The following is a 20,579-nucleotide window of genomic DNA, read 5'->3' on the forward strand; positions in this document are numbered from 1 at the left end:
GACTTCAGCGTGTGACCATCTTTCGGACGCCTCAGTCGCGCCACCTTGCAGCGCGCGTCGACACGATCTGGCCTCACCTGTCACATCACAGCATGCCGAGGTGAGGCCAAACCTTAGACACCGGCTCTGGTTACTGCGGCGGGGTCCCTCCCCCTTCCACTTGCTTGTTGGCTGCCAGAGCACGGTTCAGGGCGTCGTTCAACCGTTTCTGAGCCTCACCGTACGCGGCCCAGTCGCCGTTCTTCTGCGCAGCCTGGGCATCTTTAATAGAAGCGTCCATGTCCTTCAACGCTTTGTCTAAATCCTGACGTGGGTTACCACTTCCTGCTGGTGCTGGAGTAGGCGCAGGATTCTGGCCCGGGGCGGGGTTTTGTCCAGGAGTCGGGTTCTGTCCGGGGGCTGGTTGCGCTCCGCCTTCGCCGCCTGGCTTTGCTTTGCCGGCGCCTGAGTCACCACCTGTGGGGAGGTCAGCATCACCGGCTTTGGCACCTGAATCCCCGTCGAACACTTCATCGAGGGCTAGGTCGAGTGTTTCGGCGAAACCAACCTTGTCGCCAAATGCGACCAGAACTCGGCGAAGCAGCGGGTAACTCGAGTCGCCAGAACCTTTCACATACACGGGTTGCACGTACAACAGGCCCCCTCCCATCGGGAGGGTTAATAGGTTGCCCCTAATCACGTCAGAGTTACCCTGTTTCAACAGGTTGAGGGTCTGCACAATCCCCGGGTTGGAGTCGAAGATGTTTTGCATCTGACCAGGCCCGTTGACGGGGTTGGCCGTGGGAAGAACCAGAAGTCTCAGCTTCCCGTAGTCCTCGGCGGGATTGCCCGCCTTGTTTCCGGTTTCAGAATCAACCGCGAGGAAACCGGTCAGAACGTTCTGACCTTTAATCGGAATGTAACTGGACGATAGGGAAAAGCGCGGCTCGGACTGCCCGGGCATCTGCATCGTCAGATAGTAGGGCGGCTGAGTTGGGGCAGCCGGTGCGTTCTGATTCTGTCCGGCTTTAGCTTTGGTCGGATCAGGGGGCACCTGCCAGAAATCCTGTTTGACGAAGAATTCGTCGGGATTGGTGACGTGATACCGCCCCAGCAGATAACGCTGCGCTTTGAAGAGATCTTCGGGGTAGCGAAGATGCTGCATGAGGGAACCAGAAATCTCAGCCGTTGGCTTGACCGCGCCGGGGAAAACTTTCTCCCAGGATTTCAAGATCGGGTCTTTGGTATCCCATGCGTACAGGGTCACCTTGCCATCGAAGGCATCGACGGTGGCCTTCACCGAGTTGCGCATGTAGTTGATATTCCGCTGACGGAGATCAGCGGTTGATTGCCCATCATTAAGAGAGTCGCTCGCGATCTCATCCATATTCAGTGACTGACCGTACGGATACGCGTTAGTCGTGGTGTATCCGTCAACGATCCACTTCACCCGACCATCGACCACCGCGGGATACACGTTGGAGTCGAGTGAGAGGAAGGGGGCCACCTCGCGAACCCGCTTTTGCGGGTCACGGTCATACAGAATCTGGGACTGCGAATTCACATAGTCCGAGATGAGGATATTGGGATCCCGGAATTTAATCGCGTAGAGGAGACGGTTCCAAAGATTACCGAGGGACGGTCCACCTTGCCCCTGGTAGGTGTTGCTGACTTGGCGCTCGCTGCTGTCTTTACCGGTGCCTGCCTGGTAATCGAATTCCTGAGGCGCAGAGCCTTTAGGTGCTCCCACGATGGAGTAGTTCGGGGAGTGCTGCCCGAAGTAGATACGTTCTTCGTACTTGCCGAGCATGCCCTTGGACGGAACACCTGATTCAAAAAATGCGGGTTCACCATCGGAGTGCCGCTGGTTTCCATACGCAGCAACCACGCCGAAACCATGAGTGTAGATGAGGTGTTGGTTCAGCCAGTTGTCTTTATCGAGCCCCAATTTGTCGGGCCGCAATTCACGCACACCGATCACGGTGTCGTGCAGTTTCCCATCGAAGCGGTACCGGTCAACGGAGAGCACTTCATCGAAGCCCCAGTACCGGCGATTGGCCTCGCGCTGGCCAAAGGTCGGTGAGACGACAGCGGGATCGAGGAGACGGATTGACGCTGTGGTTTGAGCATCAGAACGTAAAGCGCCAGACTCCGCTTCGGTACGCGCGGTATAAGGGATCGTCGTGACGTTTTCTAACCCGTACGCTGCGCGCGTGGCTTCGATATTGTTCGTAATGTAGGGGACCTCAAGTGCACGCTCGTTCGGCTTGACCTTAAATTCCTGGATGAGGCCCGGATAAGCCCATCCCACCGCAGCCGTAGAGATCACCATGAGCGCGGCTCCGGCGACTGGGATACGCCAGTTTCCACGCACGATCCAGACAATAAAGAGGATCGCTACAATGCCGGCGGCGATTGCAAGGATGGTCTGCGCGGGCAGGAATGCCTTGACGTCAGTGTATGAGGCGCCATCAAAGAGCGAATGAGTATTGGTCAGCAGTGCGTAACGGTCGAGCCAATGCCCGACTCCTAGCAGCAGGACGTACAGCACGATCAGGCTTCCCAGATGAACCCGGGCTGCCTTGCTGATATGAACCCCGGCTGCCTGGGTCCACGAGATTCCGCCGTAGAAGTAGTGGCCGACAGCCCCACCGACGAAGAGGACGATGCACACAAACTTGAGGTAGGACGCTGCGGCGGCGAGCATCGGAAGTGTGAAGACGAAGAACGAGATGTCGATCCCGAAAATGGGATCAGTCTTCCCAAAGGCGGTGGGGTGGAGGAAAAGCTGGAACTGTTGCCAGTATTGGGCGCACGCGAGACCGCCAAAGATGCCTACGACCAGCGGCACCACAACTTGAATCACTTTGCGGGACGATTCTGCGTTCGCGCGGAACTCTTCGAGGGCGATGTCCTCCCGAGTGATCGGAGGGTAAATAGGTCGCTTTCGGTGGGCAATGCGCAGGGAGATGAATAGTCCCGCGCCTAGCACCAAGGCGCCTGCCAAGAACAGCCCCGCTTGGGTAAGCCACTGCGTGACGATGACCGAGGAGAATCCAATCTGGTCAAACCAGAGGAATTGAGTCCAGTATTGGGCGATGAAAAGCATCGCCACGCACAGGAACCCCAGGACCAGCACCGTGATCAGGAAGGGATGACCTTTCCTCCTCCCCGATGATTTCGCGCGGGACGAAGGGGTGTTGGGTCGGCCGGGGGTTGGCGCAGTGAAACTCACTTGGGGTCCTCTTTTGCGTCGTAGCGTTGGTCGACATACAGCTAAGCGGCATGGTCGTTACCGCTCATATGGCGCACCAGCGTTAGGCTAGCCGCCCGGGGATATAGTTCACCCCTCCCTATTGTGACAGGACCTACCGTGGACAAGAAACTGTGTGACGCTTCAAGCCCACTGCCTGAGCCGCACCCGCATGGGTCAGCCTGCGCGCACCCTGGGTCGGACCTCGCCGAGGATTTATCTCCGAGTGAGGCCGCGTTACTGGCGAGCGCATTGGACGTGCGACGACATCTTCTCGACTCAGTTGACTCTGCGAACGCCAGTCGGCCGCAACTATTCTCACTGGTCTCTACGTCCACATTGATTGCTTCGCAACCCGCTTTTGCAGCCCTCTTGGATCCCACCACTCGTACGGCTGCGGCAGCTGACGCATACCATCTGACCCCGATCGCAATGGACGATATGGATTATCCCGGCACTGAGGATACTTCCGAGGCCGGCGATGTCCAGACCTTTGACCCCCTATCCCCTTCCGATACCTCAGATGTTGCCGCTACCTCAGATGAACTTGCGAACACCTTGGAATATGTGCAGTGGCCGGATATCGCGGTGGGTGGCATTGTGACTATGGTGCGCCCGGTGCAATCGGCTGGGAGCGGTGCATCCACGCAGGACACCGCACCGGGTCGAATTGTGGTGGGAGTCCATGAAAACGGGGATGCATGGTGCGTGGTCGATGTCCCTGAGGCAGAGGGGCCCGTGGCCGGGCGTTATCTCCTCCCGGATCTCGTGACAGCTCTTCGAGCGAGTCTCGGGTATCTACCTGAGACTGGTGCACCTATTGCTTAACCGTCCCGCGCTTAACCAGGCGATATGCCTTCATGCATTCACACCACCTAGCTCCGCCTAAAATGGTGCGGCAACTCGTGAGGCTTGAACGCTCTCGGTTAGGTCATCAGGCGCGGATGATTCATCCGTGGCTGATCGGCTCGACTTCTTCTTGCTGGTCTCATCTCTTCGCACTAAGGGGGACTTTGCCGATGCCGTACCGAGATCGCTTTCGCGTTCGGCCACGACCTCACCTGTGTCGAAGTCGATGGCGGGTTCATCTTTGATCGCATCGCAGCGACGTTGAGCACGTTGGTAAGTTGCCGTCCCAAAGGTGAGGTCGTGCCCGATCGCGTCCGCATGTAGCGTCAGGGAAAACATTTTCTCTCCACCGTCGGACACCCATTCGTTTGTTCCGATGCGACCGGAGGCCACCACAGGATGTCCTATCGCAAGGCTCTCGCGGACATGACGAGCAAGAGACCTGCGCGCGTAAACAGTCATGAATTCGGTTTTACGGTGCACCCACTCCCCCGATTCGGGATGCCGGTACACGGGATTAACCGCAAGTCGGAAACTGACCGCATCGTCATGGGCATCTTGTCCGAGCGGAGAAGGATCTGTGGCTACATTGCCGGTGACGGTGGTGCGTATGTCTTTCATGATGTGTCCTTTTAGTGAGCGGCCAGAGCCACATAACAGCCCTAAGCCTGGTGCACGCAACGCTTCTGCGACGCTGCAGATAGCTTGTTCGACGATACGCCCACGAGATAGCGACCTCATGATCTGGGGATAAGTGCGCGCAGCTCACCTTGGTGCACAGCACGCTGCCCTCACCTACGCCTCACCCGCTGCCCCTCCCCCATTACATGGATCCACTAAGCCCACCTTGCCGGACTGCATCACACCAGCAAACTGGTTGGCAGCAAGAAAACGGGCCACCCTGCCTCGTGGCAAGGTGGCCCGTTATACCGACCGGATCGAGTCCAAGGAATACTCCCCTGTCCCCACCAAATCCGGGACATTACATTGTCACAGAGTGATCAATCCTGGGGTCTGCTGACGGGCACGGGAGAACCGCTCAGCCACGTCAGCCCAGTTGACAATGTTCCAGAACGCTTTGACGTAGTCAGCTTTCACGTTCTTGTACTGCAGGTAGAAGGCGTGCTCCCACATATCAAGTAGAAGCAGCGGGATGCTGCCGGCCGCCATGTTGGCCTGATGGTCGTACAGCTGCTCGATAATGAGCTTCTGACCGAGGCTGTCCCAGGCGAGAATCGCCCAGCCTGAGCCCTGAATTCCGAGCGCTGCTGCAGAGAACTGAGCGCGCAGAGCGTCGAACGATCCGAAGAACTCTTCGACCGCAGCCGCAAGATCACCTTCGGGCTTGTCCCCACCATCAGGAGACAGGTTTTTCCAGAACACCGTGTGGTTCACGTGTCCTGCGAGGTTAAATGCGAGATTCTTTTCCAGAAGGTTGATGGTCGCGAAGTCATCCTTGGAGCGTGCTTCAGCCAACTTCTCCAGCGCCGTATTAGCACCATCTACATATGCCTTGTGGTGCTTGGAGTGGTGCAGTTCCATGATCTGACCAGCGATGGCCGGTTCGAGAGCACCGTAATCGTAGGAGAGATCGGGGAGAGTGTAGTCCGCCATAGCGTCATCCTTTTCTGTTGACGAGCGCGGACCCGGCCACCGGGCCCGGCGCATTCTTATCCTCGCACGATCACCTACATAATTCACTTGTCAATCTCTGCCCGCTCGTCCCGCACCCCGCTGCACCTGCCGCGCTGTGCCCGTCTCCAGCGGCAGGCGGCTCGACACTGTCGCTCTCACGGTGAGGCCACGACATTACATATCGACGTATGTCACAAGGCCGTCCGTGAGGATCCGGGCAAAAACTCCGGTTGATGATGTACCGAAAGGGACTTCAGGGTATTCTCTCAGGTATGGCAAATCCCTACGCATACCCTGACCCCAACGCTCAGCCGAACCCGTACGTCGGTGGCGCACCGATGAAGCGCCCGATGACGGCGACCATCATGATCGGATCAGTGTTGGTCGGCTCGCTCGCACTCTTGATCGGATTCCTCGTAAGCTTTATGACCGCCTCCGCTTTGGGTGGATTTAATCCTGCATCGTTCGCTATCGTTGTCGCTATCGTTGTCGGACTCGCTATGGCTAATTTCTTAGTGAAGAGGAACAAGCAAGCACGCCTCGTTGTGGCTATTCTGGGTGGATTTTTGCTTATTGTATCCCTGATCAACTTCCTGGCCCATATCGCTTTGGCTATCAGTGGGACAGATATCAATAGCATGCCCCTACAGAGCGGAACCCAGCTGTGGCTCGTCCTGGCGGCTCTCTTGAACCTAATTACCGCAGCGTGCGTCATCATCTACTACGCAACAGCTTGGATGAAGCCTACGTCTCAATGGTACAAGCAGGGCAGTAACGCATAGCAGGAATCTTTTCAGACACCTAGCAAAATCTGAACCATATCTCTAATTAAATAGACCCCGACATTCACACGATGATTCATCTGGCAAATATACCTGCTATAAATGCAATAGGATCCGCCAGGTGTCGCACAAATGTCGGGGTCTACCCTTCACAAAGTCAAAGACACTCCAACGCAAGAGCTTGCACCCTGAAACTTCTTTAGACTTTGGAAATTTCACCTATACCAAAATCAAATGGGCAAGATTGATGCAAGTTTTTCCTATCACCAACACCCACCTTTACCATCATATACTGCAATACGGACGTTAAATCCGATTTAATCGGACGTCATGGAACTACCCCAAGACCGACAACATTATTCCCCCCACCGATGCCCCAATAAAGGCATTCGACCAGAAAAACCTCTCGACGAGTACCAAAACGCAAACCATGGCTTAGGGTCTTAAAACCGCCACATCAATCGTCATAGCAAACCAAGACAGGCCAAAAGAAATCCTTTAATTGCCTCTAGGGGCCAGGCTTTAGATTTACTCTGCGTGCTCAAGAAGCACTAATACGATAAAGCCCACAGCGCGGGCTGACGACGAGACGCACGGCTACAAAACCAATACGCGCTTCACACCTTGGAAACCGATGGTGAATCTGATCCCACAAGTCCCTGTTAGACGGCCTTGACCTGACTGTTCGCTGCACGACGGGCACGGAGATCCAGGAAAGGCTTCTCAACCAACCAATAAGATAGCTCGGCCACGAGGATGGCAGCCAAGATGCTCACTGGGAACCATCCAAGGAACGTCTCATTCTTGGATGTCAAAAATAGCTGCTGCCAAAGATAGAGACTGTAGGACAGAATTCCGATGTGCTTGATCGGTGCCCAGTTCAAAACCCGACCACCGACAGTCTGGGGTCGCAGAACAAGCCACACGATCATAACGGCTATGGCGAGAGCATCCCCGAGATACCCCACGGTAAAGTTCCAGCTGTCACCCAGTATGTGGCTCATATATACGGAGAGACCGATCCATGCCAAAGCACCCCACCCAAGACCCTTGCGGATTGCCACGATAGCACGGTCCTGGAACGCTGGGTTCGCAAACAGCACAGCCAATAGACATCCGACCATGAGAGCGTCGGCGCGGGTGTGGAACATAATTTCGATGCCGTTCCGCAACGGCGGGATGAACACCCACGTCACAATCCTGACTAGCGGTGACAGGACTATTCCAACCCACAGCAGGCGGCGGACCCAAGGGCCGCGAAGCTTGATGAATACCAACGGCCACAACAGGTAGAACTGTTCCTCAATACTGATGGACCAGGTGTGCCCAAGCCACCAACTTCCGCCGCTCGGCACGTAATCTCGGACGAACAACGCGGCCGCCGCCAGCAACAACGGACTTACATCAATGATGTTCAGAACCAAAAGCGCAGCAACGACCACCAGAAACGTATAATAAGCCGGAAGTATCCGATAGGCCCGTCGCACATAGAACGACTTGAGCGAGACCCTCCCGGTTTTATCGCGCTCCCGGATAAGCAGAGTTGTGATGAGGAATCCACTCAGCACGAAGAAGATCTGCACGCCGAAGCCACCAGTGGGCAGGAACTGCCACAGCGGGTCTAAGAAGGCCGGCGTAGCGCCAATCGTGGAACTCGCGTGAGCCCACATAACGCAGGCGATAGCGACAGCACGTATGCCATCCAGCGACGGTATCCGATGCGCCGAGCCGACCGGCAAGCTGTCCGTAACGCGGATCTGATCGCGGTGCGTTGAACTTGACACTTATGCCCCTAAGAACGTTTGTTTGCCCCCATTCTAGGGGCAACAAAAGATCAGTTAAGCAACGGCCCGCCACCCCGCCAGCATCGCTTGCCCCTGCATTGCGGGTCGAAAGCGGATGGCAGTGCCAAGTCTCGTGCCCGGCATAGGAAATCTGTAGGCCCAAGGGCTGTCTCATTCTTGGACCAGCCGCAATTAACCCTCAGGCGGCCAGCTTCTCGGAAAGCGCATGGTGACAGGAGTCCTACCAGCATTACTCTGGGGCATACAGCCAAAATGGTATGCAACGGAAGGACTTATTGAGGTTCCAGACTTCACCGTCCATCGTCGCCGTGTCCAGAGGCATGGTTTCGAGGACGCGACTGATTTCGCAACGAATTCACGACTGGCGAGAGATCATTCGAGCTGATCATCATCCTCATTCGGCTAAATCACGAGCGCGATCTGGGCTCCGTCGCGGCATAAGGCGCGTGTCCTACCTTGACAGTATTTTGGAGTCGGTGGTAGTCCGACGCTACACTGGGTTGCGCATCCCGCCCCAGTAGCTCAGGGGATAGAGCAGAAGACTTCTAATCTTCGGGTCGGGGGTTCGATTCCCTCCTGGGGCGCGCATACGACAGGCGCCGGTCATCGTCATGGTGGTCGGCGCTTTTCTTTACCTCGTGCGCGGCATCGGGCAACGGATCTCTCCAGTGGCGGTCAGACCTTGCCGGAAAATGCGGGCATGGTGCCGGGATCGTGGAGAGATTCTTTTAATCCCAGTCAATCCCACCTCCATCCACAGCCCCACCTCCGAGACCCGCAGAGCCACGTAGTAGCGCACCGCAAGCAGGTCTTCTAAGAACTATGCTGGAACCCGTGAGTTCCACGCTGCCACGCCCCACCCACGACCGGATCGTCTGGGTGGACTGCGAAATGACGGGCCTAGATAAGGCCAACGATGCCCTGATCGAAGTGGCGGTTCTCGTCACCGATGCCGACCTAAACATCCTGGGAGACGGGGTTGATGTTGTCATCACACCGCCGCCAGGTGCGCTCGAGCGCATGGGAGACTTTGTGCGCCGTATGCACACCGAGTCCGGCTTAATCCATGAGCTTGCCGACGGGATTAGCCTCGCCGAAGCCGAAAAAGCATGTTTGGACTATGTGCGTCAGCACTGTCCCGAACCGGGCAAGGCGCCGCTGGCCGGTAATTCCGTAGGAACAGATCGCACGTTCCTAGCCCGTGATCTCCCTGTTTTTGAAGAGCACTTGTCCTATCGCACTATCGACGTCTCCAGCCTTAAGGAACTTGCCAAGCGCTGGTTCCCTCGAATCTATGTCGGCTCTCCCGCAAAACACGGCGGACATCGCGCACTAGCTGACATCCGCGAGTCCATCCAGGAACTCGCGTTTTATCGCGAGGTTATGTTCGTGCCCACTCCGGGACCCACGAGCGAAGCCATCCGTGACATCGCCAAGACCTATGAGCTTCCCGCTGATCACAGTGGGACCACTACTTCAAAGGAGTCCTGATATGGCCCTCTGGCTCGACACCCCGGCACATCGGACCTGGCTGGAAGGAGAAGGCGATCTCCTTCTCGACTTCGCCTCAGCTTCCGTTCGCCCCGATGGCGGCTTTGCTTGGCTCCATGAGCAAGGAGAACCGGACCTGAGCCGACCTGCTGAGCTGTGGATTACCTGTCGGATGACCCACTGTTTTGCGCTAGGTCATATGCTCGGGCGGCCCGACTGCGGTCGTATCGCAGATCACGGATTGCGATCTCTGCGCGGAGTCTTTTTTGACCCAGAGCATGGCGGTTGGTTCTCCGCTGTTGCCGACGGTAAACCAGTAGATGATTCAAAGCAGGCGTATGCGCACGCGTTCGTGGTGCTGGCAGCAGCTTCTGCAACAGCTGCTGGTCGCCCCGGCGCCCAGGAATTACTGAATCAGGCGCTCACCGTCCTCGACGAACGGTTCTTCGATGCCGAGGCGGGGATGAGTGTTGACACGTTCAACCGCGATTTCTCCGAATGCGAGGAGTACCGCGGCATTAACGCGAACATGCACACGGTGGAGGCCCTGCTTGCGGCCGCGGATGTCACCGGGGAGCGTCGTTGGCTAGACCGCGCAGTCGGCATTATCACCAAGGCGGTTAACGAGTTCGCCCGCGCTAATAGTTGGCGGCTGCCCGAGCACTTTGATACCTCGTGGAAACCTCTTCTGGAATACAACCGTGACCAGCCCGATCACCCGTTCCGTCCGTTCGGCGCCACGATCGGACACTGGCTCGAATGGGCTCGGCTCACCCTCCATGCCCGGGGTGCGTTGCTCGCGAAGGACGGGTCGGCCCCAGATTGGATGCTCGAGGCATCACGTGCACTGATTGATGCGTCAGCTGAAAGCTTTGGGCAAGACGGCGCCCCCGGCTTCGTCTACACGGTTGACTGGGACGGGCAACCCGTGGTGCATGAGCGGATGCACTGGGTTCCTGCCGAGGCCGTGGGCGCGGCCGCGGTGATGTACCGGGCGACCGGGGAAGAAAAGTATGCGCGGCTATACGAGCAGTGGTGGGAGTACATTGCCGAGTACTTCCTCGATTCCGAGTTCGGATCATGGCATCACGAGCTCGATCGTCACAATGCCCCGCAGGGCACGGTCTGGCCCGGTAAGCCCGACGCCTATCACGCGTTCCAGGCCACTCTCATTCCTCGTTTACCGGTGACGCCGGTCCTCGCCGCCGCGCTGCGCGAGAATTTACTGGACGCGCCCTCGGCACGTTAAGACACTCAGCCTTAACCCGATAACGCGTCGCGTCCTGGCAGAACTGCTGATGCACTGCCAGGACGCGACGCGTTTCACAGTCGCCGAAGGCTGTTCGGTGCAGGAAGTTGTTCCTAGGCACGGTATGCTTATAAACCGTTGCGGGCTGCGGCACGCAATATGGTGGGCGTAGCTCAGTAGGTAGAGCATCTGGTTGTGGTCCAGAAGGTCGCGGGTTCAAACCCCGTCGCTCACCCCACTGTGAAGAGCGCGAACTGCGGTTCAGGTTTCCTGATCGTGATTCGCGCTCTTTTTATGTCTGCTTATGTCTGCGTCCGCCGTGCTTGTGACCGACGTGTATACACGTGCTATCTTGCCCCTTCACAGTGTTTGCGCTCACCCGCGCAGGTTTTGATATGCCTCCAGCGCTTCCCGACGCGATGAGGCAAGGTCGACAATTGGGTCAGGGTAATCGTCTGTGCCTAGGTGCGGTAACCAGCGGCGCACATACAGGTCCTGGGGATCGAAGCGTTCGCGTTGCCGCTGGGGGTTGAAGATCCTGAAGTATGGGGCCGCGTCGTCCCCCGATCCTGCGACCCACTGCCAGTTAAAGGGGTTAGAGGCTTCGTCAGCGTCCACCAATGTGTCCCAGAACCATTCTTCGCCGCGGCGCCAATGAATCTGAAGGTTTTTCACTAGGAACGATGCCGTCACCATCCTGACTCGATTGTGCATGGTTCCGGTGACCCACAGTTCTCTCATTCCGGCGTCGACCAGTGGAATGCCGGTTTGCGCCCGAGTCCACGCCCGGAATACGGCAGGATCGTCTGACCAGGGATAGCGGTCAAATTCGGGCCGAACGTTTTGCGTGGCAAGGTGTGGAAGATGGTAGAGGCGGTGCCAGGCAAACTCTCTCCACAGCAACTCGGAACGAAAGGTTTCGGGTCCGCGTCCCTGTCCATGGACCTGATGCCACACCTCGTGAGGCGAGATCTCCCCAAATCGAAGATGAGCCGAGAGCCGTGACGTACCGTCGAGATAGGGATGGTCGCGGTCATCCGCATAGGTATCGAGAATTCGGTCGAGATGCCGAAGCCGCTGCCTGGCACCCGCCTCCCCCGGTTGCCAGGTCTGACGTAAGCCGTGACTCCAATCAGGCTTCCGAGGACAATACCCGCGCATCTCGAGGCTTTCACTCCAGATGTCCTTAGCTAGCCACTGATGAAGCGACCGGCCTGCAACCTGCTTGCCGAGGTTCTGCGGACCGCGCAGGTTTTTCGGCAGACCGCAGGGCAATCTCAATGGGTTCGCTCCACGATGCGCCCGGGCGTAGGCCGAGAACACGCGGAAAGGTGTGGACTCACGGGTCATCACTGTCCATGGTTCGCGCAACAGATATCCGCCGTAGCTATCGGCGGCGATCCCCTGGCCCCGCAAGCTGTGTTTGACTCGCGTATCCACATCGCGTCGAGGCTCGTGATAGCGACGCGACCACGTGATTCTGGTGGCGTCGCAGGCTGCTACGAGGTCGGGGATAACCTGTTCAGCATTTCCGGCTGCAAGCACCAGAGGAATACCCAACTCTCGTAGGTCAGTGGCGAGCGCGCTCAAGGAATGATGTAGCCACCAGCGAGAGGCTGCCCCTAATTCTCGTGCACCGGGGATGTCTTCCGCGAGGTGAACCGCGATCACCTCGTCGTCGGCAGCAGCTGACAGGGCGAGATTATCGTGCAGCCGCAGATCGTCGCGGATCCACCAAATCGTTGTCACGGGTTTACTTTATGGGAGTTTCGCAAACACGTATCCTGGACGCTGGTCGAGGAATGGCTGGTAGGTCGCATACCAGGTGCCGTCGCCGCCACCACCCTCAGTTCCTCGAATCGTGCATAGCAAGTGCTGACCGCGGTCAAGCACTTTGCAGCGGGTGTCGATGTGTGCAGGCACCTGACCGTCCTCGCGCCACGCCAGCAGGACACCGTTGCGTGCTGTCCGATTCGCGATAGCTCGGGTCATGCGTGCCGGGCCGGTGCTGGCGGACGTAGACAATCCGACAGCGGGAGCGTAGAAGACCTGCGTGCCGCTGGGGATCGCAAACCTGGCTCCATCATCGTGGGCCCCGCGAATTTTCGAGAGCACCACGCGGTTGCCGTAACCGGTTTGTGCGAGCAGGACATCTGCGTTAAGAGTTTGACCGCCGATGGTGAGGGTGCACGGTTGAGCTGGTCCTCCCAGGGTGATGGTGTGCGTGCAGGTCATTTTCCCTGAACGGCCGTCCAGATCGATGGGGGCCGATAACTCTGTCGCCATATATTCTTTCGGGGTCAGGCTGGTCCCAGACCCGTGAATCAGAACTTGCGACAGCGCCCCGCTATGCTTCACATCCGACGTGCGTAACGCACCTGGCTCAGCGAGGATCGTGCCCTTCCACGACGATGGAATCTTCACAGGCGAGCGTTGATCTGAGGCAGAGGTGCCCCCAAGGCGGTGAGCTTCGTCCCCGTGCACGCCGTAAGCCGCGATGCTTTGTCCGCTGCCGCGTCCTGCATCAGCTTGATCAGGCCCGGGCGATGAGTGGCTTACCGAGTTTGGCTGGGGCACAGCCCCGGATTGGGTACCGTTTGTGCTGTTGCCCGGTGATAACACCTTTGAGGTATTCGTGTGGGCCTGTTGCGAGGCATCCGGAGCATGGTCAGTTGAGGGCCCGGCCTGGCAACCGGCCAGCGTCACCACACAGGCCGCAGCCATCGCTAACGCGCTGCGCCAGCTCACGTTTCGGGCTTGCACAGCACGTGTGCCAGGTTGAATTGCACCCATCGGAAGGTCCTTTCAAGACTGACCTCGACGCCATCGCGCCGACGTCATATCAAGTGGCCGGTTTTCGGGTCGGCTGCGGCCCATTGGAGCGCAGCCGACCCACAACCAAACTTTACTAACCCTTGACCTTCATATGCAATTTGTTTGACGCTTTGGGTTAGAAGACTCCCGGGTACAGGGCTTTCGCCAGGACCTCAACGGCACCGATATTGCCAAGCGTTCCCGGGTGCAAATCTCGCTCAGGAATCGCAACCAGGCGGTCGTTCTTCACCGCCGACACATTGGGGAAGGTTTTCTTCAGGTAGTCCCTGGTCTGGTTCTCGTGCTCCGAACCGGTCACCCCGAACACGATCACCTCTGGATTGCGGGCCACCACCTCTTCGGGGTTGATCTGGGCGGCAAAAAACTTTGCGAATTGCGGATCCGTAGGGGAAAACACGTTCTTGCCGCCCGCCGAGGCCACGATATCGGCCTCAACTCCGGCGCCGATGGCACTCAGCGAGCCACCCTCAACAAAAAGCTGAGCGACAGTTGGACGCGGATGGCCCGAGATCTTGTCTTCCACCGCCTTCAACCGGTGCTTACCGTCTGCGATGAGCTTATTGGCCTCATCAGGAACGCCCATGATGGCACCAATGTTTTGGATATCGGTGAAAACGTCCGCAACCTTCGCGGTATTACGACGGTCCTTACATCCACCGGTTGCGATGTACACATTGGCACCGTTATCGCGCAGCTGCTGAACAGTGGCAAAGCCCTGTTCCGCCGTGAATTCATACGAGGTCGGAGACACCACAAAATCCGGCGAAACCGAAAGCAACTTTTCACGTGATGGCGGCGCATCCGTGCTGAGCACCGGAATGTCCTTAGCCTGCTGAGCCACATCAGCGGGAAGCTCCGACACCCCGGTCTGAGCCTGAGCCACGATCGCATCACGCAACCCCATCCGAAGTAGCAGCTCAGTCTGCGTCGGCATCAACGAAACCACCTTGGTGGGCGTCTTATGGAAGACCAGCTGCTGGCCGCAGTTATCGATACGTTCGATCGCCTCGGTCTTTTTTGAATCTGCTTTGTCCGTGCTCACCGACGTTCCACAGGCGCTGAGAAGCAAAGGCACCGTCGCGATGGTAGCGATCATGGAGGTCAGGGAACGGGATGAGATTTTCATGAGGTGGGGATTCCTTCCTGGGATCCGGGTGTTGGTGACACCGTGGTGTCGGCGGGCGCGGTCATTGAGGCTGTGCCCACTGAATCCGCGTCGAACTGAGGAGTAGGCCTGGCTTCGCAGGCAGGCATGACATCGGGAACCGGCAGGGCATCGGAGGATTGCCTCGCGTCGAAGCGCGAGCACAACGAGTCATCGTGCGAAGCCCGCGCATCAAATAGGAAATGCTTTCGCCCGGTGCGAGGGTGGTTGACGGTTGTGGAGTCCACACCAAAGACGGATCGAACAAGGCGCGCATTGAGGATGTCCTGGGGCGGTCCGTAGCTGATGAGCCGTCCATCTTTGAGGATCGCCAATGCGTCACAGGAATGAGCCGCAAGATTCAGATCATGCAAAGCCACCAAGGCCGTACGCCCGCTAGCTTGAACTAAATCGAGAAGCTCCAGCTGGTGAGCGATGTCGAGGTGATTTGTCGGCTCATCCAAAATCAATACCGGCGTGTCTTGCGCCAAAGCCCGCGCAAACAGAACACGCTGCCGCTCGCCACCGGATAACGTCGAGAAAATCCGTTCAACCAGGTGCTCGGCCCCAACCTGAGCGAGGCAAGAATGCGCCATCGCGATGTCCTCTTGACGGTCCCGCCCAAACCCTCGACCATGGGGGATCCGTCCGAGAAGCACCAAGTCGATGACTGTGATCTCGAATTCCTCACTGTGTTCCTGGGACATGACTGCAACCCTGCGAGCCACCTCGGGCCGAGGCATAGCCGTCAGTTCATCGTGGTCATACCAAACCCTGCCCGAGGTGGCAGGCGATACCCCCGAGACGGCCCGTAGGAACGTCGATTTACCGCTGCCATTGGGACCCAGCAAACCCAGAACTGTCCCCGAGGGAACACAGAGGCTCACATCAGAGAGAATCCAACGCCCACCGCGGCGCACGCCGAGATTCGACGTTTCCACTCTCACTGCCCCACTCCCATCTTGTCTGCCCGATCACGGCGTAGCAGCCATAGAAAGAACGGGGCTCCGACGAAAGCGGTGAGCACACCGAGCGGAATTTCGGCTGGGGCAGCCAGGGTTCGGGCAAGCACATCACACAGCGCAAGAAACACCGCTCCAGCAAGTAAAGCAACCGGCAGCATTCGGCGATGATCAGCACCCACAACAATTCGGGCGATATGCGGAATAATAAGCCCGACAAAACCGATCCCCCCGGAGACGGCAACCACGGATCCGGTTAACAACGCAGCGGCGATTAACACAGTGGTGCGCAACTGGTTCACCCGGATTCCCAAGGCTGACGCGGCGTCATCACCTATCAGCAGAGCGTTGAGCGCCCGTGACCGCAATGCGGCAAACAGCCCGATCACCGCCAGAGCAATAGCCGGAAAAATGAGGTGGGACATGGTCGCCGCCGATACCGATCCCAACAGAAAAAACATAATGCCGGGCACGTTTTTGACGTCGGTGGAAATGGTGAGATAACTGGTGATAGCACTGAACAAAGACCCAAGGGCGACCCCTGCAAGGACCAGCCTTTGCGGCGCGATGCGACCATCCTTACGCGCGAGAATATAGACGGCGGCGGTTGCGATCAGGGCACCGAGGAACGCAAAAAACCCCAGTCCGATGGTCGCGCTGATCCCAAAGACGATGGCTGACACAGCCCCGACCCCGGCGCCAGCCGAAACCCCAAGAATGTACGGCTCAGCCAGGGAGTTATGTACGACCGCCTGCATCAAGCCTCCCGCGAGCGCTAAAGCTGCCCCGGTGATCGCGGCGAGCACGGTTCGCGGCAGTCGAAACTGCCAGACCGCGTTGTCTTGGACGGTGGTGAGAGAACCATCTGACATCCACGACATATCAGGGATTAAGTGGCCGAGAATGAGCTGACCAGCCTGGATTGGAGATACCGGGATTGTTCCCACACTGGCCGATATCAAAATAATCGCTACCAGCGCCGCCGTGAGGATCAATATAAGCACGCGCGGAAGACGGGGATGGCGCCGACCCCGCTCAAGCGCGAACCTCAACGAGGCGGGAGACACCGATGCTCGGCGCGCGCGTATCTCCTCCGGTTGAGACGGAGGGGTCTGATCGGTTTGTGGCGATGTCATGGGTGGTGGCAGGCCTTTTCTGTGCGCTGGGGGCGAAGCCCAGTGGTTGCCGCGGCAAAACTGAGGATGACTGCGGCAAGATCATGAACCCGGTCAAGGTGGTTACTGCCGTGGCCGGTGTGCCGGGCGGTCCACATGGTGGCCTCGGCTCCGACGTCGCGCAGCACCCGAACCATGCGCTCGGTGTCGTCGGCAGCGACCCGGGAGTCTTCCTCCATCACGATGCCGAGAAAACGCGGTAGTTTTCCGGATGCGGACGTTAACGCCTGGGCGCGGGCAAGCGGCGAAATTCGACGCAGCCGAGCCAGCTGTTCGTCCATGTCGTCGACGCATCCCGGTGACGCGACTATTCGGGGCTGACCGGACTGTATTCGGTTGAATATCTGGGAATTTTGGGTGGACTGAGTGACATTACTGGCGCCGAATTCCGTCATCCACAGGCGTCCGAGCGGATGGGCAGCAAGGTTCAATAGGTCCAATGGCGCAGCGGTCGATACGATCCCGGCGCAGAGCTCAGGGTGTCCGAGTCCAGCGCTCGCGACGATCACTCCCCCGTGGGAAGCACCGACCAGGACCAGCTGATCGGCCCGGGTATAACCGGCCTCTATTAAGCTGCGGGCGGCACATACGAAATCATCGACCGTGCGGTGCTTGTGCTCGCCCCGACCGGCGTGATGCCAGGGGATACCGCGTTCGCCGCCACCGCGCACATGTGCAATGGCATACCGTCCGCCCTGTTCAACCCAGGCGGAAATGCTCGGGTCGAAGGTTGGTAAGCACGGCACACCGAAGCCGCCGTAGCAGGTCAGGATCATCGGCCCTGGCCGCGGGCCACATATCGGTTCGGTGACGGTGACGGTGATATCGGTTTCGTCGCTGGCATGCGCTGTATGCCAGTGCGTGCGCACCTGTCCGCGTGTTTGAGCTCTAATCGTCGAGCGCGAGTTCGCAACGACGTCTGCCCATCGGACCACTCGCGGAGGCTGCACTTGGTTTTCCACCACGAGCATCACCTGCTGGCGCCCTGCCTCGGTGACAGCATCACACAGGCCTGACGTCACAGCGTTATGACCGGTTTTCGCCGGGTCGGCTATAACAGCGTTATGGATGACGTCGGCGGACACCTCAGGTCCTGCACGATCAGCACAATCGACACCACCATGGCCGACGTCATCGAGCCCAATCGCGGTGGCGACGGCAGGTTTACCGTGACTCGTCACTGGGTACTCACCACTCGTGCGGCCACCTTCAATCTCGACAATCACGCTTCGACCGTTGCGCACCACCACCGCGAAAACGGTCTCCTCTGCGACTGTCCAGCACATCACTTTGGTCTGCGTGCCATCCCACGACCACAGCGGCTCACCACGTTGGGGATCCACGGCGTGCAAACTCACGCCGTCGTCGACCAATGCCGCCGCACCGATGGCGGCAACGCGAACAATTCCTGGATACTGCGCGATCATATGGCCGGATGCTCTGTCGATCAGACGGGTCGGGCGCTTAGGGGCGCTGATGGCGACCAAACCCTGCTCCCCGCCCGGAAAGAGCCTGCTGGTGGCCGCATCGGGGATGGAGTGCATGAGCACCTGATCGGTGTGAACCCGGTAGGTGACCGCTTGCCCTAGGGGTCTGGCAAAAAACTCTACGGCCAAGGAGTCCTTCGTCCACAGCATGGGCTCGTACCGGCAGCGCAGGTCAGGAAAGCGCCGTAGCTGACCAGATCGGACATGAAGAACTGCAAAATAGGCGTTTTCATCTGCGCGTTCAGCCAGCTGGAGTGCGATATGGCGCCGGTCTGGAGACGGCGCCATCGACAATATGTGCTGGTCAGTCTCAAAGAGTGGCCTGTCACCGTCGTAGATACCGCGTCGGTGCCGTCCCGGTTTTCTCGACAGCGTGAAGCCACGCTCGGGGATACCTGGCCGGCCGTGGTGCTCCCAGCGGCGTAAACCAGCATCTAAAACCGGGTCAAGAGCATCTGCAGTGGGGTCATTTATGGGGATGCTATTGAGCCGTGGGGTCGTATCGATGGGGATCACCTACCGATCGGATCGCGGGCGGAGCCGATCCAAAACAGCTGCCCACCTTCGTCGAGCCGGGTGGGAACGGTGATGGTATGCATATCCTCGCCACGCACTAGGTGAACCTGTCCGTCCCCACCCCGGCTCACCGCGATGGTGGTTCCTGAGGGGTCAATCGCGACCGAACGGCGCTGGGCTGGGGAGTCTCCATCCGGTTCCCATGGCAGATGCCCAGGCCGAGGAGGATGAGACATCGGCGGAAGCCAGTGGGAACGGACGGGCTGCACACACCCTGCGCTGCGGTCGATCACGGTGAGGGTGTCCCCGTCGGGGTGGATGGTCGCCACAGCAGCGCACTGCCCGCTGAGACCGAACCGGAATGCGAGACCCGTCGGCAGACTGCACGACGACACCTCTGCGCTGCGGACGTCGATATCGACCAGGGTGTTAGACCACGATGTCCATTCGGTCAGGCAGGAGGGTCCGCCGCGCACAATGCCGAGGGCCCTGCCGGTTGCTGCATCAAAACGTAGGTAAAACGCTCGCCCGTGCACAGGCCACGGCACGATGCCAATGCATCGAGGTACACCGCCGTCAATGACGTATCGTTCCAGTCCGCGACCGGTTGCGGTCGCCATAATTCCGCTCGCATGATCGACGACATCACCATGCCCGTCATCACCGATGTCGCGGCAAATCGCACCTTCTAGCGGGGGTACATGAGGCCCCACATTCAGACATTGCTGCAGAGGGAACGATTCAATGGCGCCGGGTTCGCGGTGCCGCAGGACCAGGTGTGTGCTGCCGTCGCGCTGATCCGGTGCAAACATCACCCCCGGTTCGCCGCGGCGACTGCGGAACCGGCATGAGGTGTCATTGTCACGATCAATGAGTGTCACTACATCGCTCCACGGCGATTCGTTGGCACCGAGGCCGGTGGTGACAGCGAGATAGGAATCACTTGGATCTGAGGCGAGGTGTTCCGCTGGGATAGCCACGGACACTGTGGATGTGCGTTCACCGGACACGGTGATGAGCGTTCCCTCACGGTCGTCAACGAACGCCCAGCGATCGTCACCGAAGGCGAGAATCCCGGCGTGTTCTGCGGCTATACCCATGCGAAACGCGCTTGCGAGGCCGTCCTGAACACGGTAGAGCTGGCCTGCCCGGTGGTCCGCGATCACGAGCTGGTGTGACAACATGGGGCCACCATAGTTGAAATTGGTTGTCGTTTACATAATGATGAGGGGCCTCACCGGTCCGCGCCACCAACCGATGAGCGTGGGCCACGTACCGAGAGGAGTCCCGCATGAGCGAGAACACCGTCGTCGAGATCGAAGAGACCGAGCAGCTAGCTCATCTATCTGCCAGCCACTCGAACGCGCTCGTCGAGAACCCGTTCGACTGATCCTGCAGACCTCACTGCCTAGGCCGT

Annotated in this window: 16 protein-coding genes and 2 tRNA genes; 7 read left to right on the forward strand and 11 right to left on the reverse strand. The window is 58.6% G+C overall.

The window, feature by feature from the left end:
• Nucleotides 1-130: 130 nt before the first annotated feature.
• On the reverse strand, nucleotides 131-3,214 hold the full coding sequence (locus BN1724_RS03720; RefSeq protein ID WP_058234284.1) for a UPF0182 family membrane protein: 3,084 nt from the start codon (nucleotides 3,212-3,214) through the stop codon (nucleotides 131-133).
• Between the two features lie 138 nt (nucleotides 3,215-3,352).
• Between BN1724_RS03720 and BN1724_RS03725 the strand changes: the two genes are divergently transcribed.
• The gene (locus BN1724_RS03725; protein ID WP_058234285.1) at nucleotides 3,353-4,060 is read left to right on the forward strand and encodes a hypothetical protein; all 708 of its coding nucleotides are present in this window, start codon (nucleotides 3,353-3,355) and stop codon (nucleotides 4,058-4,060) included.
• A gap of 57 nt (nucleotides 4,061-4,117) precedes the next feature.
• On the opposite strand, the gene BN1724_RS03730 is transcribed toward BN1724_RS03725, so the two are convergent.
• Together BN1724_RS03730 and BN1724_RS03735 are read right to left on the reverse strand one after the other, a co-directional pair.
• Entirely contained in the window at nucleotides 4,118-4,702 is a 585-nt protein-coding gene (locus BN1724_RS03730) for a single-stranded DNA-binding protein (protein WP_058234286.1), read from the reverse strand.
• A 369-nt stretch (nucleotides 4,703-5,071) separates the two neighbouring features.
• Nucleotides 5,072-5,695 (reverse strand): superoxide dismutase, encoded by a 624-nt coding sequence (locus BN1724_RS03735; RefSeq protein WP_058234287.1) that lies wholly within the window; start codon nucleotides 5,693-5,695, stop codon nucleotides 5,072-5,074.
• A gap of 293 nt (nucleotides 5,696-5,988) precedes the next feature.
• Between BN1724_RS03735 and BN1724_RS03740 the strand changes: the two genes are divergently transcribed.
• Nucleotides 5,989-6,498: a hypothetical protein gene (locus BN1724_RS03740; protein WP_157085735.1), complete on the forward strand. Its 510-nt coding sequence runs from the start codon at nucleotides 5,989-5,991 to the stop codon at nucleotides 6,496-6,498.
• 662 nt (nucleotides 6,499-7,160) lie between these two features.
• On the opposite strand, the gene BN1724_RS03745 is transcribed toward BN1724_RS03740, so the two are convergent.
• On the reverse strand, nucleotides 7,161-8,282 hold the full coding sequence (locus BN1724_RS03745) for an acyltransferase family protein (protein WP_157085736.1): 1,122 nt from the start codon (nucleotides 8,280-8,282) through the stop codon (nucleotides 7,161-7,163).
• 532 nt (nucleotides 8,283-8,814) lie between these two features.
• On the opposite strand from BN1724_RS03745, the gene BN1724_RS03750 reads away from it, so the two are divergent.
• From BN1724_RS03750 to BN1724_RS03765, 4 genes are all read left to right on the forward strand, one after another.
• A tRNA-Arg gene (locus BN1724_RS03750) sits at nucleotides 8,815-8,887 on the forward strand.
• A 241-nt stretch (nucleotides 8,888-9,128) separates the two neighbouring features.
• Complete coding sequence (gene orn, locus BN1724_RS03755; protein ID WP_407919314.1) at nucleotides 9,129-9,794, forward strand: oligoribonuclease; 666 nt, start codon at nucleotides 9,129-9,131, stop codon at nucleotides 9,792-9,794.
• A 1-nt stretch (nucleotide 9,795) separates the two neighbouring features.
• Nucleotides 9,796-11,043: an AGE family epimerase/isomerase gene (locus BN1724_RS03760; RefSeq protein ID WP_058234290.1), complete on the forward strand. Its 1,248-nt coding sequence runs from the start codon at nucleotides 9,796-9,798 to the stop codon at nucleotides 11,041-11,043.
• A gap of 162 nt (nucleotides 11,044-11,205) precedes the next feature.
• Nucleotides 11,206-11,281, forward strand: a tRNA-His gene (locus tag BN1724_RS03765).
• Between the two features lie 137 nt (nucleotides 11,282-11,418).
• On the opposite strand, the gene BN1724_RS03770 is transcribed toward BN1724_RS03765, so the two are convergent.
• From BN1724_RS03770 to BN1724_RS03800, 7 genes are all read right to left on the reverse strand, one after another.
• Nucleotides 11,419-12,792, reverse strand: a complete 1,374-nt coding sequence (locus BN1724_RS03770; protein ID WP_058234291.1) for a cryptochrome/photolyase family protein — start codon at nucleotides 12,790-12,792, stop codon at nucleotides 11,419-11,421.
• 9 nt (nucleotides 12,793-12,801) lie between these two features.
• Entirely contained in the window at nucleotides 12,802-13,836 is a 1,035-nt protein-coding gene (locus tag BN1724_RS03775; RefSeq protein WP_058234292.1) for a hypothetical protein, read from the reverse strand.
• 157 nt (nucleotides 13,837-13,993) lie between these two features.
• Nucleotides 13,994-15,004 carry an ABC transporter substrate-binding protein gene (locus tag BN1724_RS03780; RefSeq protein WP_058234293.1) on the reverse strand — a complete coding sequence of 337 codons (1,011 nt, stop codon included), beginning with the start codon at nucleotides 15,002-15,004 and terminating at the stop codon, nucleotides 13,994-13,996.
• Entirely contained in the window at nucleotides 15,001-15,963 is a 963-nt protein-coding gene (locus tag BN1724_RS03785) for an ABC transporter ATP-binding protein (RefSeq protein WP_231928144.1), read from the reverse strand. The genes BN1724_RS03780 and BN1724_RS03785 overlap by 4 nt, the downstream gene beginning before the upstream one ends.
• A 2-nt stretch (nucleotides 15,964-15,965) precedes the next feature.
• Nucleotides 15,966-17,120 carry a FecCD family ABC transporter permease gene (locus BN1724_RS03790; RefSeq protein WP_172797070.1) on the reverse strand — a complete coding sequence of 385 codons (1,155 nt, stop codon included), beginning with the start codon at nucleotides 17,118-17,120 and terminating at the stop codon, nucleotides 15,966-15,968.
• The gene (locus tag BN1724_RS03795) at nucleotides 17,117-18,934 is read right to left on the reverse strand and encodes a prolyl oligopeptidase family serine peptidase (RefSeq protein WP_157085911.1); all 1,818 of its coding nucleotides are present in this window, start codon (nucleotides 18,932-18,934) and stop codon (nucleotides 17,117-17,119) included. Before BN1724_RS03795 ends, BN1724_RS03790 begins: the two co-directional genes overlap by 4 nt.
• A gap of 224 nt (nucleotides 18,935-19,158) precedes the next feature.
• Nucleotides 19,159-20,346, reverse strand: coding sequence for a hypothetical protein (locus BN1724_RS03800; protein WP_058234295.1), 1,188 nt, complete (start codon nucleotides 20,344-20,346; stop codon nucleotides 19,159-19,161).
• A gap of 107 nt (nucleotides 20,347-20,453) precedes the next feature.
• On the opposite strand from BN1724_RS03800, the gene amiA reads away from it, so the two are divergent.
• Complete coding sequence (amiA, locus tag BN1724_RS13415; RefSeq protein ID WP_269447052.1) at nucleotides 20,454-20,552, forward strand: streptamidine family RiPP; 99 nt, start codon at nucleotides 20,454-20,456, stop codon at nucleotides 20,550-20,552.
• The last annotated feature ends 27 nt before the right edge of the window (nucleotides 20,553-20,579 follow it).

Source organism: Devriesea agamarum, from assembly GCF_900070355.1.
Taxonomy (GTDB): Bacteria; Actinomycetota; Actinomycetes; order Actinomycetales; family Dermabacteraceae; genus Devriesea; species Devriesea agamarum.